Raw genomic sequence first — 14,099 nt, forward strand, 5'->3', positions numbered from 1 at the left:
GTAAAAATTAAGTTTAGATTGATTTTAATAATTTATAGATTCTCTTGATTATTTGCTTTTTCTAAAATCGGCTGAAATAGTTCTTCCTCAGCTTTCTTTCTAGCTCTGATAGCATCTTCTTTTTTCTTAAATGTTCCAAGTGTATATCTCTTTCTTCTTAATGTAATATAAGAAATCCACTTTCCATTTTTAGTTTGACTGACACCTCTTACTCCACTGGTATTATTTGATGGAATCTTTCCCGTTAGTAAGTATGGTAAAGCTCCGTCTACATAGTTATATTTGCGTTCATTACTAAGATGCCCACAACTAAGTGTATGTCCGCTGATTAGGTTGGATCTGGATACATAAGTATACTTACCGCAAGAACATAGACAAAGGTACTTTTCTCTATTTTTATCAAATGAGATAATTGTAAGCTCTCCAAATTTTTGCCCTAATAAATCTTCATATTTATGATTCCCGCAGTCTTTGACATATCCTCTGTCCAATTGCTTTTTAGTGGCTTCAATGTATTTTCCGCATTTAAGACACCTACATTTCCAAACTATTAAACCATCTTCACGTTTTTCAGTTTTCTCTTCAACTATAAGGTCGTGATATATTTTCCCTACTATGTTTTTATAACTATTGGCAATCTCCGCTCCTCTACATCCACAGCTCACTGTCCTCCCTGAAACAAGATTACTATAATATACATCAATAGTGTTTCCGCAATCACAAATACATTTACATTTTTTGTACTTGCCTTTTTTATAAACAGATATCACTTTTAGTTTCCCAAACCTTTTCCCTATTAGTTCGTCGTTTTTATCTATTTCTTTTAAATCCTTTGATACCATATCTACAAAAATCTTCTTTTTTCAAAAAACCTCTCTTAAATTTTATTTCTTCAATAATCAATTAAGAAAAATTCAGCTATTTTTCAATTTCTTTGCATAATATATTTATTACCTTGACTCATACAAGCCAATAATAATAGATTCTAATTCTATACAAGTAACTATTATTGAACAATTTAACTCCTATTCTTTTAATTAATTCAACTTCTATTAACAGACTTTTATAAATTTAAAAATTACAAATAGCAACTCATAAAATATAATTTTGTCTTTAATGCTCTATATAAATCAATTCCTATTCCCAAGCTCTATTATTTCTCCTTTTCTTGCCCTTAATGTAAACAAATCTAGGGTTAAAATGTCAAGAATTTTAGACTTTGATTTACAGATAAAAACCTATAAATCAAATATCTGCTCAACATTTAATAAATCCATTAAATCCATAATAAAGTTCATAATAAACCTATTTTAAATATTATACTACAAAGCGGAATTCAAAGTCTATAAATATATCCATCACTTTCTAGTTTATTTATAATTTTAGAAATATATGCCTTGGAGACATTCCATATTTCATTTAATTCAATGGCGTTTATACCAGGAGATTTGAAAATATTATAGATAATGTGCGCTTCAATCATAGACAATTTATCAGAGTCTCCATAATTTTTTGGAACTTTCATATAACTTTCATAAGAGATTGCAAAGTCATAAACAGCTTGGTTAAACTCATTTACATCTTCAAATAATGCAATTAATTCCTCGTCAGAAAGTTTGTCTAAAGATTTTTGGTTTATCAATGCATGTAAGTCCATATAATCACTCCTAATAAAATATGATATATTGATAAGAAGATAAAGTCAAGTGAGTGAACAAATTTATAAATCCAATTATCAATTATAAAATGGCTTTAAATTATGAAATATAATACAATATTAGAAAATACATGGCCACTAGCGACAAAGAAAAACGTTTATTTATATTAAAAGAATTGTTGAAAATATTTCAAATTGAAGGATTTGGAATAAGTGAAGAGCATGGAAATTAATGGTTGGTGGTTCATGAGAATAAAGAAGGATTTGATAAACTAAATAAAAATAGGTTATTGACATCAATTGCAACGTCATCACTATTAGCCGTCACAATTGGAACAACTCTTAAAAGTGAATTAGAGAGATAAAAACTTCTGATAGAATCGATCTGCTTATATATTTTATTAAGTATAGTGGATTTAGGCTTATTTGAGATGCGTTAGAAGGATTTACCGAAGATCACAAGCTAAGAATTATAACAACATCATATATGGGAGTTTCTGATTTTAATGCAATAGTTGAGCTTTTAAAGTTGCCAAATACTGAAGTTGAAATTTTATATGATACAAACAGAACTGACTGCACGTAAAATCTTATTGTTTTGAAAGAAGTACGGGATATTCATCAGCTTATATAGGATCTTCAAATATATAAAATCCGGCTTTGATTTCTGGATTGGAGTGGAATTTAAAAATTTTAGAATACATATCACCCGATGCAGTTAAATCTTAGAGCAACCGTTATAGCTTTTTTACAAGATATCAATGAGAAAATAAGATAAAAATTGATATGATAATTTATATTAAAGGAGTACTGACAGTGAGTATTAAAAATAATAAAAAATTTTGGGATAAATTTGCCAAACTATATAACGCTTTTATTAAAAAAGATAAAAAAGTTTATGATAAAATTTGCGGAAATATTTGTCATTATTTGAATAAAGATATGAATATACTTGAACTTGCTTGTGGATCAGGGCAACTGTCGTTTAGTCTTTCAAGGTATACTAAAAGTTGGATTGCAACAGACTTCTCTGAACAAATGATTGTGGAGGCAAGGAAGCGTGGAAAATACAAAAACCTTACATTTGAAATAGCTGATGCAACATCATTATCTTTTGCAGATGGAAAATTTGATTGTGTTGTAATAGCTAATGCACTTCACATTATGCCTAAGCCGGATGAGGCAATGAAAGAAATATCTAGGGTATTAAAATCTAATGGTATTTTATTTGCTCCTACTTTTCTATGGAAAGAGGGGAAACAAAGAAAAATTATAAAAATGATTATGTCCATTTTAGGATTTAAGATGTATCAAGAATGGAATAAAAAGCAATTTGAAGAATTTATTGAGGAATATGGATTTTCAGTAGTTGAAATGAAACTGATATATGGAGGGCTTGCACCAGTTGGCGTGATGATTGCTAAAAGTGTAACATAACATATCTTTTTCTTAATTTCATACCAAAATACGATAGATTTCAAGAATTCTAAGAAATAAAATTTCTTTTCCTATATGCGTTATTAAAAAGATATTTTGAAATTATTTCAGACAAATATTGAAAATACAAAATGACAAGGTGAAAAGCAGTTGAGGATTTTTAAGTGAAAGCTGAAAAACTTTACTACAAAGAAATTATAGGCTACATCTTCTATGAAGCTCCAAGAGAAGAAAATAACTTCACAGCACTACTTGATACAATTGATTTTTTAGAAGTTAGAGAAGATGAATACCAAAGGACAGGCAAAGAACTGATGATCCAAGGAGAGATTATCGTAATGGATGGGGCAAATACATTTTTCAACTTAGAGGCGTAAGATCTTATGTATCATATAAATACTATATTACAAAACATAAGAACTACAAGTCCCTTGAGAATTATGACAAGAAGAATATACTTGGTATAGAAGATATACATAAAGATATGGAAGGGTGAAACTAAGCGGAAAGACCGTTATTAAAAGGATGAAATAGCATATAATAATATAAAATAGATAAAATTGGAGGTAATTTTTTGGATTTTATTATTTTGAAGATACAAATTATATATACGGCTATTATGTCAGGAATGATGCTTATGTATACAGTTACATTGGGGAGCTATTTTAATTATATCTTAAAAAATAAGATATTAAGCGGATTTCAAGATTATTCATCTTTTCGTTCAAATACTAATGTTAAAATAAATCACTCTATTATATTACTTGGGCAAATAATAGTATCAATCATATCTTTGATTTTAAATTACAATAAAGGTTTTAACCCATTATGCTTTAGCTTAATTGTTCCAATTATAATGTTGGTGTTGCATACATTAACAGGTTTTGGGGAAGTAGAGAATTTGGTAAATAGCGGAAAGAAAGTAGAAATGAATCAGATTGAAAAATATGTTACATGGAATATTCCACTTCATATTATATATTTTATCTTATATCTAATATCTGCTGAGCAACTACTTAGCCTATTTTAATAAGTAATAAATACAAATATTTTATTAAAACAGAATATAATAAAATCAAAGGTAATTTCAAAACGATATGATACTCCATAAGTAGACAAGGTAAATAACCAAAACTACTTATGGAGTTTTTTATTATTTGAAAATTTTAAGGAGGAATTAGAGTGGATGAAAATAATAGATTTTGATTTTCAATAGGATTAAGCCAATTTAAGGTCTGAATTGAAAGCCTGGTAGATCTATACAAATATCTTTTCATCTGATTAATTATTTTTTCAAGCTCTTACATACTTTTGATACTTTTTGCCCTATTTATCTTCAAACATGGCTAAATTTGTAAAAGTCAATTCTTCTGTAGATGCTCTATATACTGATTTTAAATCTTTCATTACTCCTTTTATATCTTTGAAATATACATATTTGGAGAGATTTCTTATTTGATGGATTATACATTTTTGTATCTCTGCTTTTGGATATACAACTTCTATTACTTGTGGTTTAAAGAATCCTTTTCTATCTCTTAGAATACTTAAGTCTATATATCCATAGGATTATTTAACAGTTTTTTTGCTTGAAGTGTTTCTTGCATTAAAGGTTAATGGATTTTCATCATATTCATAGGGTAAATGAGCATCTAATTCAGCTTTTAATATTTGTTTCATTGTATCACGTAAAAGATCTTTTAGAGCTTTTTGCAGGTCATATATTACTTCTGGTTGAAATTCTTCAATTAACATCTTAGATATTTTGTTTAACTTTGTTTATGGTCTCTTTCTTGGCATAAAAATTCCTCCTGATTAGTTATTGTTTACCATAATCAGGAGGTTATATACACAAAATTTTACACAATCTCGAAGAACTGTAAAAAAAAGTAGAGAAATAAATCCTGAAAATAAAAGAAAATATGATTTATATTTGACAAAAAAAGGTGAGATTTTTAATAAAAAACATATGATACATGATATCGAATCGACAATTTTTACAACAACTTTCTTATCTCAAGATTTCAGTCTTGATGAAATTGCAAAATCAAGAATTTTTTTGAGGAAGTATAAAGATGCTATTGAAAAAGAATAATCCAAATAAATTAAGTCCCCCGGATAACCCGGAGGACTTGCTTTATATATACTTATGTTTCTTTAAAACTTCTTCTAGTCTCATTAAATTTTCGGTTAAATATTTCTTAGGTAAACCAATATTAATTCTCATATGTCTTTCTCCGCCGTATCCATATTCGGAACCTAAATTCACATAGCACTTTGCCTCATCAAGCAATTCACACATTTTATTTTCATCAATTCCCATCTTTTCATATGAAATCCAGACCAAAAAACTAGCCTGTGGAACTACGTATGAAAATAAATTATTGTACTTTTCTAAAAAGTTCACTAAAACTCTTAAATTTTCCTTTATTACTTCTGTCACTTCTTCTATCCAAGCCTGACCATTAGTATAAGCTGATTGAGTTGCTACCATCCCTAAAACATTAGCTCTTTCCAATCCAATTTTCTCGTTGGCAACAATAAATCTGCTCCTTATCTTTTCATTAGCTATTATTATGTTTGAGCATTGAAGTCCGGCAATGTTAAATGTCTTTGATGCTGCTGTACAAATTATAGAGTTATCCAAAACTCCACTTGAAATAGTGCCTATAATCCTGTGCTTCTTCTCGCTCAACATTATATCTGAATGAATTTCATCGCTCACTATCATTAGACCGTTATCAATACATATTCTCCCCAACTTTTCTAATTCTTCAACGTCCCAAACTCTTCCCGACGGATTATGTGGGCTACAGAATAAAATAAGTTTTGCTTGTTTAGCTTGTTTTTCTAAAAGTTCAAAATCAATAAAATAATTTCCATCATTAAAAATCATTGGACATTCAGAAACTTGTCTATCTTGACCTTTAACTACATCATAAAACGGTGGATAAATAGGAGTCATAATGATAACTTTCTCTCCAACATTTGTAAATTCTCCAACAGCAGTTGCTAATGCTGAAACAACTCCTGGAGTTGTAAATATCCATTCTTGTCTTATATTAAAACCATGGTGTGACTTAAAAAATTCTACAACGCTCTCTAAATATTCTTTTGTAGGTCTTGAATAACCTAAGACTTGTTCGCTTATATATCCGGTTAAGTCATTTCTAATTTCCTTGCATAATTCGAAATCCATATCTGCAGTAGACATCGGCAACACAAAATCCTCTTCTGTATTATTTACCTTTAACCACTTGCTTGGGTTTGATTTTCTTCTATCTACTGCTGAACTAAAATTATATTTCATATTTACTCCTCTCAATAATTTAGTAATTTATCCGCAACATCTCTCATTTCTTTAGTCCAACCTTGTAACCCACCGGTGTGTATAAATAAAATATTTTCAAAATCTGAATTTTTTATCTCTTCAAGCATCCCGATAAAACCCTTCCCTGTATAACAAGGGTCAAAAATTATTCCCGTTTCTTTTGATATATCTATATAGGCTTGAATTTCTTTTTCTGTATATTTTCCATAACCTAAGCCAATGTAATCATCAACTATATTTATCCCATTGAAATCTGTAATATTACAGTTCATACCTTTTAATATTTCAACTATTACTTTTTTAAAATGTTCACTTGACTCGCTAACACTTATACCAAAAATTTCTTTGTTTGACTTATTTTTGTAATTGCCATACCAAAGACCTGCATATGTTCCACCTGAACCAGTTGTCGAAAATATTGCATCGAATTTAACCCCCAAGCTTTTTTCTTGGTCTATTATTTCATCAAAACAAGCTTGGTATCCTAACGCTCCAACTGATGTAGAAGCTCCAACCGGCATATAGTAGGCTTTATGCCCATTGTCATTTAAATTTTGTATCAACTCTTCTACATATGTTTCTCTTTCAGATGATTCTTTTATTACATGAATTTTAGCACCCAATAATTTGTCTAAAAAATAGTTTCCTTCGTTATTTCCAACTTCACCAACTAATACTAAATGACAATCCAAACCAAGTTTAGCTGAAGCTGCAGCAGTTGCTCTACAATGATTTGATTGAATAGCTCCAGTTGTTATAATTGTATCAGCACATTGATTTATAGCGTCTTGCATAGTGTATTCCAATTTTCTAATTTTATTTCCGGATACTTCAGTACCCGTGAAATCATCGCGCTTTATATAAATATTTTTTTTATATTTTTTGCTTAATGACTCGATTTTTTCAATTGGTGTCGGTAGATTTGCCAAATTTATTTTATTCACTCGCCACATCCTTCTTTCTTATCCAATTTTTGCCTTCAACAATTCTTGTTACCATCATTGAAGCTATTGTATCTCCACTTGCATTTGCCATTGTAGCTGCAGGATCCACTAAAAATCCAATCGTTGCAATAATCGGGAATGACTCAGGAGGAAAATTAAATAGTGATACTATTAACATTTCCCCAACTAATCCACCTCCTGGCGCCCCTGATAATACAAATGCACTCAATATAGCCACCATCATAGACTTAGCATACACATCTATTCCCGTATAGGGAATTCCATAAATTCCAAATAAAAATGCTATTTTAAATATGGACGAAATAACTGAACCGTCCATATGCATTGTACAACCTAATGGAAGTATAATATCGGATATATCTTCAGACACTCCTATATTATTACAAGCATTCTTGTTAACTGGTAGAGTTGCCACAGAAGATTGAGTTGCAAAAGATGTTACCATTGGTTTTATTATATTTTTAGACATCCTTCTCACACCTATCTTACCACCAGCAAAGTAAGCATACAAAGGGAAAAATATTACTACATAAATAATTATCAAAGGATAATATACTGCCAGTAACCTTCCATAATTCCCAATAAGTTCCGGTCCAAACTCTCCAACTAAATTGCAAAATAAGCTCCTAATCCAATTGGCGCAAGCTTCATAATAAAAGAAATAATAGTCATAATAACATTATTTAAATTATTTAGTAATTTGCCTACAAGGCTGTCTTTTCCTCCGTTTTTACTTACAGCCAAGCCCAGCATTATAGAGAACACGATAATTGCCAACATGTTTTTTCTGCTTAATATTTCAGGAAAATCACTTACAGTTAAAGTTTCAACTACCATGTCTCCTGCAGATTTTATTTCAACACCTTGCTCAGCAGCCATTTCAAAGTTCATAGACCCTGGATCTACAATATTAAAAATATTTAAAGTCCCAAAACTAACTATACCTGCGAATAGACCTGTAACTACAAATATCAACATTGTCCAAGTTAATATTTTACCTAATCTCTTCATGTCTATCATATTGCCAACCGCAGTTGATATAGAAACTAACACCATAGGAGCAACTATTGTAAACATCAAATTTAGAAAAATATCTCCTAAAGGTTTTAACACTGTCGCCTTTTCACCAAACACTAAACCTATAATAGCCCCTAACACAATACCACCTATAAGTAATAATAAAGATAAATCTCTCTTTTTACTAACTTTCTCAGTCATAAAACCCCTCCAAAAAGTATCTATTGTGAACTGTTCACTTAGTTAACTATTTTCAGTCTAGCACGGTAATGTTTTCCTGTCAATCATTTTATTATTTAATCTTATTCTAATAAAATCCCGTTGCTTTGAGTAATCATCTGTCCACTTACCTTTTCTCGTAACCATAAAGCTAATCTTTAATGCTATAATTAGCTCAAGGAAATAATATTAAAAAAATATCTACTATAAATTAATGACTTAAAAGGAGAAAATTATGGAAGTTAAACAAATTTTAAAAAAATATTTTGGCTATGATAATTTTAGATCTGGACAAGAAGATTTAATAAACAATATTTTAAATGGGAAAGATGTTTTGGGTGTACTACCCACAGGCGGCGGAAAATCTATATGCTACCAAATTCCCGCAATGCTGATTGATGGTTTAACTATATTTATCTCACCACTTATTGCCCTAATGAAAGATCAAGTCGATGACTTAAGGCTAAAGGGAATCCCGGCAAGACTTATGAATTCCAGTCAAGATTTCACCCAAACCGGCGAAGTTAAAAATGAAATTGAAAATGGAAATATAAAACTCTTATACATAGCTCCTGAAAGATTAGAAAATGTTTTTTTCACGCAATGGGCTAAAAATCTCAACATCTCGCAAATAGTTGTTGATGAAGCGCATTGTATTTCACAATGGGGTCATGACTTCAGACCTTCTTACAGAACAATTTCTTCTTTTATACAAAATCTTAATATAAGACCGGTAGTTTCAGCATTTACGGCAACAGCAAATCAATTAGTCAGAAAAGATATAATCAACCAGCTTGATCAAGTAGAGCCTTTTATTCATGTATCCAGCTTCGACAGACCAAATATCTATTTTGCCGTTGAAGAACCTAAAGATAAAAAAGAAAGGTTACTTGAACTATTGGATAAATGTCAATCTCAAATAATTTATTGCTCAACTAGAAAACTTGTAGATGAAATAAAAGATTTTCTTCAAGATAGAGGATATTCGGTCGGGAAATACCATGCCGGTATAGATATTACGCAAAGAAATGCCATTCAAAATGCATTTTTAAAAGATGAAATTTCAATAATGGTTTGTACTAATGCTTTTGGAATGGGCATAGATAAACCTGACGTAAGACAAGTTATTCACTACAATATGCCAAAAGACATTGAGTCATACTATCAAGAGGCAGGTAGAGCCGGCAGAGATGGAGAACCTGCAAATGCAATCCTCTTATTTTCCCCACAAGATATAGTAACTAATAAATTCTTAATAAAATCTAATAATGACAATTATTCATATAAAAAACTCGAACAAATGATTGCCTATTGCTATTCAACTAAGTGTTTACGTTGGCAAATAATTAATTATTTTGATAAAAATACCCATGACAAGTGCAATAACTGCTCTGTTTGCTTAAATAAAACAGAAATTGAATCCAGAACAATTGATGCTCAAAAAGTTTTGTCCTGTATAGTTCGTATGGATCAAAACTTTGGAATGGACTTGGTTTCTTTAGTTTTAAAAGGATCTTCTAACCATAAAGTACTTAACTGGAATTTCGATAAATTATCCACCTATGGAATCATGAATAATCTTAGTCGTGATGAAATTAAAAATATAATATCTAAACTTATCTCAGACAAATATCTTGTTCTTGGAAGACATCGAGAATTGAGATTAACTAAATCATCCGTCAACCTATTACAAGGCGAAGAGGAGTTTTACATGATTAAAAAGAAAACTCCAAAAGCAAACAACAAAACTTCTATAATAAAAGAAAATTTATCCTCCATTGATGCCGAACTATTTGAAAATTTAAGATATTTAAGAAATTCTATAGCAGAAGAAGAAAATGTTCCGCCTTATGTGATACTGCATAATTCACATTTGAAAAATCTAGCCATTATGAAGCCTCAAACAATGAGAGAATTTAAAGAGATGCCTGGATTTGGCGAAACTAAAATAAGAAAATATGGTAAAAGATTTCTTGAATTGATCTTAGATTTTGTTAAAGACGTCGATTTAACACAAAATAAGTACGATAATTATTCCATTCCTCAAGAAAATAGTATAAAGAAAAAATCATTCTCAAACTCTTTCAAACGTTCAGCCATGCTATTTAAAGAAGGTATGTCTATAGAAGAAATTGCCATTCAACGAAATATAACTTCCGAAACTGTACTTAAACACCTAGACATTGCTCAAAAAACAGGATATCTTGAAAATATAAATTTTAATTTGGATAAAAATGTAAGAAATGAAATATTTAAAGCGATTGAACGCTTGGGTTACTCAAAATTAAAGCCAATAAAAGAAGCTGTAAACGAAAATATCTCCTATAATCAAATAAAAATGGCTGTAATCGAATATAGACAAAATAAATAGATGAGCTTTTTAGTTATGCAATTATATTAAAGTTTGATTAAAATAATTCCTTATTTTTATATACTCGAGATGGTAGATTGGTTGAAGAATGCAATTTCCAGTAATTATATTCGCGAAAATATATACTTAAAATTGGATATTATTCTTTAAATAAAAAAGTAGAAGATGTATATAATAAACTCTAGATAAACAAAGTATCTATTTCAAATATCCGGAAGGAATAGGAAAATGTACATTCTTATATTGACATTTACACTTGTACCTTGCGATGGTAGATGCATCTAGCAAGTGGGCCACTAGAATAAGGGGCTGGGATAAGATATTGTCGCAATTAACAATATTTTTTGAAGGCAGAATCTAATTTTTTGCCTTCACCATAATAAAAAAATTGAATTTTCTTGTCACATATGTTTGACAACTCTAGACAGTTTTTTATATAATCAAAAGTTTATAGTTGCATTTGATGATAATTTTAGATATTGTTACAATAAGTATTATTCAAACTTTTGAAAAATTTTTTTATATTTCTATATATAAAAATCTTCTAAAATACACTACACTTAGCTCTTATATTTGTTGCTTGATTCCAAGTTTCTGAATCTATTTTACAAATATAACAACATTTCTATAATTGTTTTTAAATCTCTAACCCAGAGGCTGATAAGCTTAATTGTAATGAATGTTCACTATCATTTTTAATTAAAATTATTTATGTTATAATATTATCAGTAATAAATTATTTGGAGGTTAGAATGATAGATTTACCAAATTGCCCACAGTGTGGAGAAGGCTACACATACAAAGATAATCATTTATATGTTTGTCCTATGTGTTTTCATGAGTGGACAGATGCAGATATGGAAGCTGCTGAACTTGCTAGCAAAACATTTGATTTTAACGGAGCTGAATTAGCAGATGGCGATTCAGTTACTACAATAAAAGAATTACCATTAGGCAAAGATAGATTAAAACAAGGAACTAAAGCTACTAAATTAAAAATTCTTAAACCTGAAGTAAATGGTCACGACATTGAAGCTACTGTAGATGGAGTTGGTAGAATTTATCTAAAATCAAAATTGGTCAAGAAAATATAAGAATAATAACTCGGAATGCTCCGAGTTTATTTTTTTATATTTTAGTCTGAATATATGATTTGATGAACTAGTTAATTTCACTTTCTTCTTAAATTTTATATTTTTAACATATGAATAAAAGCAAACCCCGTATAAAAATTTTTACAATACATACTTTAATTTTTGACTCTCAACTTAATCAAATTAACATAGATTATACTAATAGTCTTGCTGAGGATTTTTAACCTCTTGAATTTATAATCTTATTCAAACCCAATAATTATCATAGCATATTTGTTTATTTTACAAATTATCAGTATCTATTAAGTTTCTAAAATCTGGTGTCTTTATACCTAGTTTTTGAGTTTTTAATCTCAAAACAATATCAGTGTTTATACTACAGTAAGAGTGTTTTTGGGGACACACATTATTCATCCAACATCAACTTTCCCTGTTTAGCTTTATCCTTAAGACGTTTCATCTGTTCTTTTTCTATCTGTTGAATATTTTTCTCTGGAACTGGTAAATCTTCTGGCATTGTGCCACCTATTTTCTCAATGGCACCTCTCACTTCTTTTCCTACTGAATAATGCACTTTTGTTGCTGCATATGCACCCTCAACTTTGTCTTTCCTTAGCTTTTCTTCTGTCTGTGAAATTCTAAATAAATTCGCAATGAGTTCAGTACTTCCCATGTAATCCAAAATCTTTTGTCTTGCAGCTAGACCCTTCCTAGAATGTATATCTTCTACATCTAATCCGCCATACAATCCCATATATCCAGCATTTTGGAATATAGCGAATTCTTCGTTTGTGATAACTCCCGCATCATGTGCTGTTTCAACTAAAATCTGATTCCATTGTTTAATATCACCTCGAACAACAAGCCGTCTTCTATCCTCATCAAGCTGATTAAAATGATCCGCTAGCTCTTGACGATATGTTTGTATAGCAAAGTAGGTTTGTCCAAGTGCAATAACTTCTTTTCTAGGATCACCATTTTGCACAATCAAATAGCAAGCATATCTTGTAAGTTCATAATCTTTAATAGACTTGCTTGTAGCACCAGCTTCTACGATTTTGCTGGCCTCAGCAAAATCGTATGTTACTTCATGCCCACTATTTTCACAAGCAATCATAGCCTTATCAATTACCTTTTGAAAATTACGCCATTGATAGTAATCAAGTACAGCAGAAAGTTCTCTTGCACTCCAATACTCACTTCCATCTTTTCTGATATGTTTAATATCTTCAAATTTTTTATATTCTTTTGCTTTTAAATTTGGCATAAACTTACCTCTTGCTATTTCTATAGTAACTATCTTATACATAAACTATCTTTCTATATCTCTATATTTTTCGATTCTGTTACCATGTATATCCTTCCATTCAACCCATCCATTATTAGATTTTCCGATAATTATCCAACCTGCGCTCGATGGATTAACACATACAATGTCTTCTTGTAATATATTATTTACTATATTTGCATTTCGTCTAATAGAAGAAATATACCCTTTCCCAGTATTTCCACAAATACTTCCTTTTAAAACTGTAAATATACCATCTTCTACTTTTGCTTTACCATAAACTTTACCAAAACCTTTAATATTACGGTTTAATACATATTCCCCATCTGGAACAAACCCATTATCTGACTTAAGTTTTATTTCTTCTGTTGATTCCTTAAATACTTCCTTTTTACTCTTATCTTTTGGATAAATCTGCTTACCATCTAAAGAAGATAATAACGATTTTGCTATTTCTATATCTAAAGCAAATAGTTCTGTATTAACAATCCTACTTTTACTAAAAATATCATGTATAAGCTTTTCTTTCTCGTCATATCCATCCACTTCTATAGCAAATTCTCTTTTTAGCCCTGTAATATTAGCGTATCCATTACTTTCTAAAAATCTCATTCTATTTTCAAATTGGTCATTTCTGGTTTTACCAATCTTTATAAGACCAGATACTACTGTGGTCATTAAATATATTATTCCTTTTGACATAATTTACACTCTCTCAAT

General features: G+C 29.9%; 14 protein-coding genes and 2 pseudogenes. 7 read left to right on the forward strand and 9 right to left on the reverse strand.

What is annotated here, in order from left to right; translation table 11 throughout:
- Positions 1-32: 32 nt before the first annotated feature.
- A complete protein-coding gene (locus DYE58_RS03620; protein ID WP_004819552.1) occupies positions 33-842 on the reverse strand; it encodes an AP2/ERF family transcription factor in 810 nt (269 codons plus the stop codon).
- 494 nt (positions 843-1,336) lie between these two features.
- Positions 1,337-1,657 (reverse strand): MarR family transcriptional regulator, encoded by a 321-nt coding sequence (locus DYE58_RS03625; RefSeq protein WP_115312018.1) that lies wholly within the window; start codon positions 1,655-1,657, stop codon positions 1,337-1,339.
- Positions 1,658-1,893: 236 nt separating this feature from the next.
- On the opposite strand from DYE58_RS03625, the gene DYE58_RS11535 reads away from it, so the two are divergent.
- From DYE58_RS11535 to DYE58_RS03640, 4 genes and pseudogenes are all read left to right on the forward strand, one after another.
- Entirely contained in the window at positions 1,894-2,022 is a 129-nt protein-coding gene (locus DYE58_RS11535) for a hypothetical protein (RefSeq protein ID WP_004823563.1), read from the forward strand.
- Between the two features lie 421 nt (positions 2,023-2,443).
- Positions 2,444-3,094, forward strand: a complete 651-nt coding sequence (locus DYE58_RS03630) for a class I SAM-dependent methyltransferase (RefSeq protein WP_115312019.1) — start codon at positions 2,444-2,446, stop codon at positions 3,092-3,094.
- Positions 3,095-3,384: 290 nt separating this feature from the next.
- A pseudogene (locus DYE58_RS11655) lies at positions 3,385-3,628 on the forward strand (VirD4-like conjugal transfer protein, CD1115 family); the annotation flags it as partial.
- Positions 3,629-3,668: 40 nt separating this feature from the next.
- The gene (locus DYE58_RS03640) at positions 3,669-4,124 is read left to right on the forward strand and encodes a hypothetical protein (RefSeq protein ID WP_040552303.1); all 456 of its coding nucleotides are present in this window, start codon (positions 3,669-3,671) and stop codon (positions 4,122-4,124) included.
- Positions 4,125-4,420: 296 nt separating this feature from the next.
- Here the strand turns inward: DYE58_RS03640 and DYE58_RS11305 are convergent, their stop codons facing one another.
- Together DYE58_RS11305 and DYE58_RS11310 are read right to left on the reverse strand one after the other, a co-directional pair.
- On the reverse strand, positions 4,421-4,651 hold the full coding sequence (locus tag DYE58_RS11305) for a transposase (protein ID WP_306424714.1): 231 nt from the start codon (positions 4,649-4,651) through the stop codon (positions 4,421-4,423).
- A gap of 12 nt (positions 4,652-4,663) precedes the next feature.
- Entirely contained in the window at positions 4,664-4,849 is a 186-nt protein-coding gene (locus tag DYE58_RS11310) for a transposase (protein ID WP_004820766.1), read from the reverse strand.
- A 178-nt stretch (positions 4,850-5,027) separates the two neighbouring features.
- Between DYE58_RS11310 and DYE58_RS11035 the strand changes: the two genes are divergently transcribed.
- Positions 5,028-5,189, forward strand: coding sequence for a hypothetical protein (locus tag DYE58_RS11035; RefSeq protein ID WP_172463314.1), 162 nt, complete (start codon positions 5,028-5,030; stop codon positions 5,187-5,189).
- Positions 5,190-5,231: 42 nt separating this feature from the next.
- Here the strand turns inward: DYE58_RS11035 and DYE58_RS03655 are convergent, their stop codons facing one another.
- The 3 genes and pseudogenes from DYE58_RS03655 to DYE58_RS11660 form a co-directional block, all read right to left on the reverse strand.
- Positions 5,232-6,404 carry a MalY/PatB family protein gene (locus tag DYE58_RS03655; RefSeq protein ID WP_004820759.1) on the reverse strand — a complete coding sequence of 391 codons (1,173 nt, stop codon included), beginning with the start codon at positions 6,402-6,404 and terminating at the stop codon, positions 5,232-5,234.
- 11 nt (positions 6,405-6,415) lie between these two features.
- Entirely contained in the window at positions 6,416-7,369 is a 954-nt protein-coding gene (locus DYE58_RS03660) for a D-cysteine desulfhydrase family protein (RefSeq protein WP_004820757.1), read from the reverse strand.
- Positions 7,362-8,608, reverse strand: a pseudogene (locus DYE58_RS11660) (dicarboxylate/amino acid:cation symporter). Before DYE58_RS11660 ends, DYE58_RS03660 begins: the two are co-directional and overlap by 8 nt.
- 253 nt (positions 8,609-8,861) lie before the next feature.
- On the opposite strand from DYE58_RS11660, the gene recQ reads away from it, so the two are divergent.
- Both recQ and DYE58_RS03675 read left to right on the forward strand, forming a co-directional pair.
- Complete coding sequence (gene recQ / locus DYE58_RS03670; RefSeq protein ID WP_004820754.1) at positions 8,862-10,997, forward strand: DNA helicase RecQ; 2,136 nt, start codon at positions 8,862-8,864, stop codon at positions 10,995-10,997.
- Between the two features lie 752 nt (positions 10,998-11,749).
- Positions 11,750-12,091, forward strand: coding sequence for a zinc ribbon domain-containing protein YjdM (locus DYE58_RS03675; protein WP_004820752.1), 342 nt, complete (start codon positions 11,750-11,752; stop codon positions 12,089-12,091).
- A gap of 406 nt (positions 12,092-12,497) precedes the next feature.
- Here the strand turns inward: DYE58_RS03675 and dinD are convergent, their stop codons facing one another.
- Both dinD and DYE58_RS03685 read right to left on the reverse strand, forming a co-directional pair.
- Positions 12,498-13,400, reverse strand: a complete 903-nt coding sequence (gene dinD / locus DYE58_RS03680) for a DNA damage-inducible protein D (RefSeq protein WP_004820750.1) — start codon at positions 13,398-13,400, stop codon at positions 12,498-12,500.
- A 3-nt stretch (positions 13,401-13,403) separates the two neighbouring features.
- Complete coding sequence (locus DYE58_RS03685; protein ID WP_004820749.1) at positions 13,404-14,081, reverse strand: GIY-YIG nuclease family protein; 678 nt, start codon at positions 14,079-14,081, stop codon at positions 13,404-13,406.
- Positions 14,082-14,099 lie beyond the last annotated feature (18 nt).

The organism is Peptoniphilus indolicus (assembly GCF_900454665.1).
Lineage (GTDB): Bacteria > Bacillota > Clostridia > Tissierellales > Peptoniphilaceae > Peptoniphilus > Peptoniphilus indolicus.

What these genes read in the sequence shown, in the direction of transcription:
- DYE58_RS03620 (WP_004819552.1), bottom strand. Translation starts at nt 842, where the DNA reads ATGGTATCAAAGGATTTAAAAGAAATAGATAAAAACGACGAACTAATA.
- recQ (WP_004820754.1), top strand. Translation starts at nt 8,862, where the DNA reads ATGGAAGTTAAACAAATTTTAAAAAAATATTTTGGCTATGATAATTTT.
- DYE58_RS03625 (WP_115312018.1), bottom strand. Translation starts at nt 1,657, where the DNA reads ATGGACTTACATGCATTGATAAACCAAAAATCTTTAGACAAACTTTCT.
- DYE58_RS03685 (WP_004820749.1), bottom strand. Translation starts at nt 14,081, where the DNA reads ATGTCAAAAGGAATAATATATTTAATGACCACAGTAGTATCTGGTCTT.
- DYE58_RS03655 (WP_004820759.1), bottom strand. Translation starts at nt 6,404, where the DNA reads ATGAAATATAATTTTAGTTCAGCAGTAGATAGAAGAAAATCAAACCCA.
- DYE58_RS03630 (WP_115312019.1), top strand. Translation starts at nt 2,444, where the DNA reads ATGATAATTTATATTAAAGGAGTACTGACAGTGAGTATTAAAAATAAT.
- DYE58_RS03675 (WP_004820752.1), top strand. Translation starts at nt 11,750, where the DNA reads ATGATAGATTTACCAAATTGCCCACAGTGTGGAGAAGGCTACACATAC.
- dinD (WP_004820750.1), bottom strand. Translation starts at nt 13,400, where the DNA reads ATGTATAAGATAGTTACTATAGAAATAGCAAGAGGTAAGTTTATGCCA.
- DYE58_RS11310 (WP_004820766.1), bottom strand. Translation starts at nt 4,849, where the DNA reads ATGTTAATTGAAGAATTTCAACCAGAAGTAATATATGACCTGCAAAAA.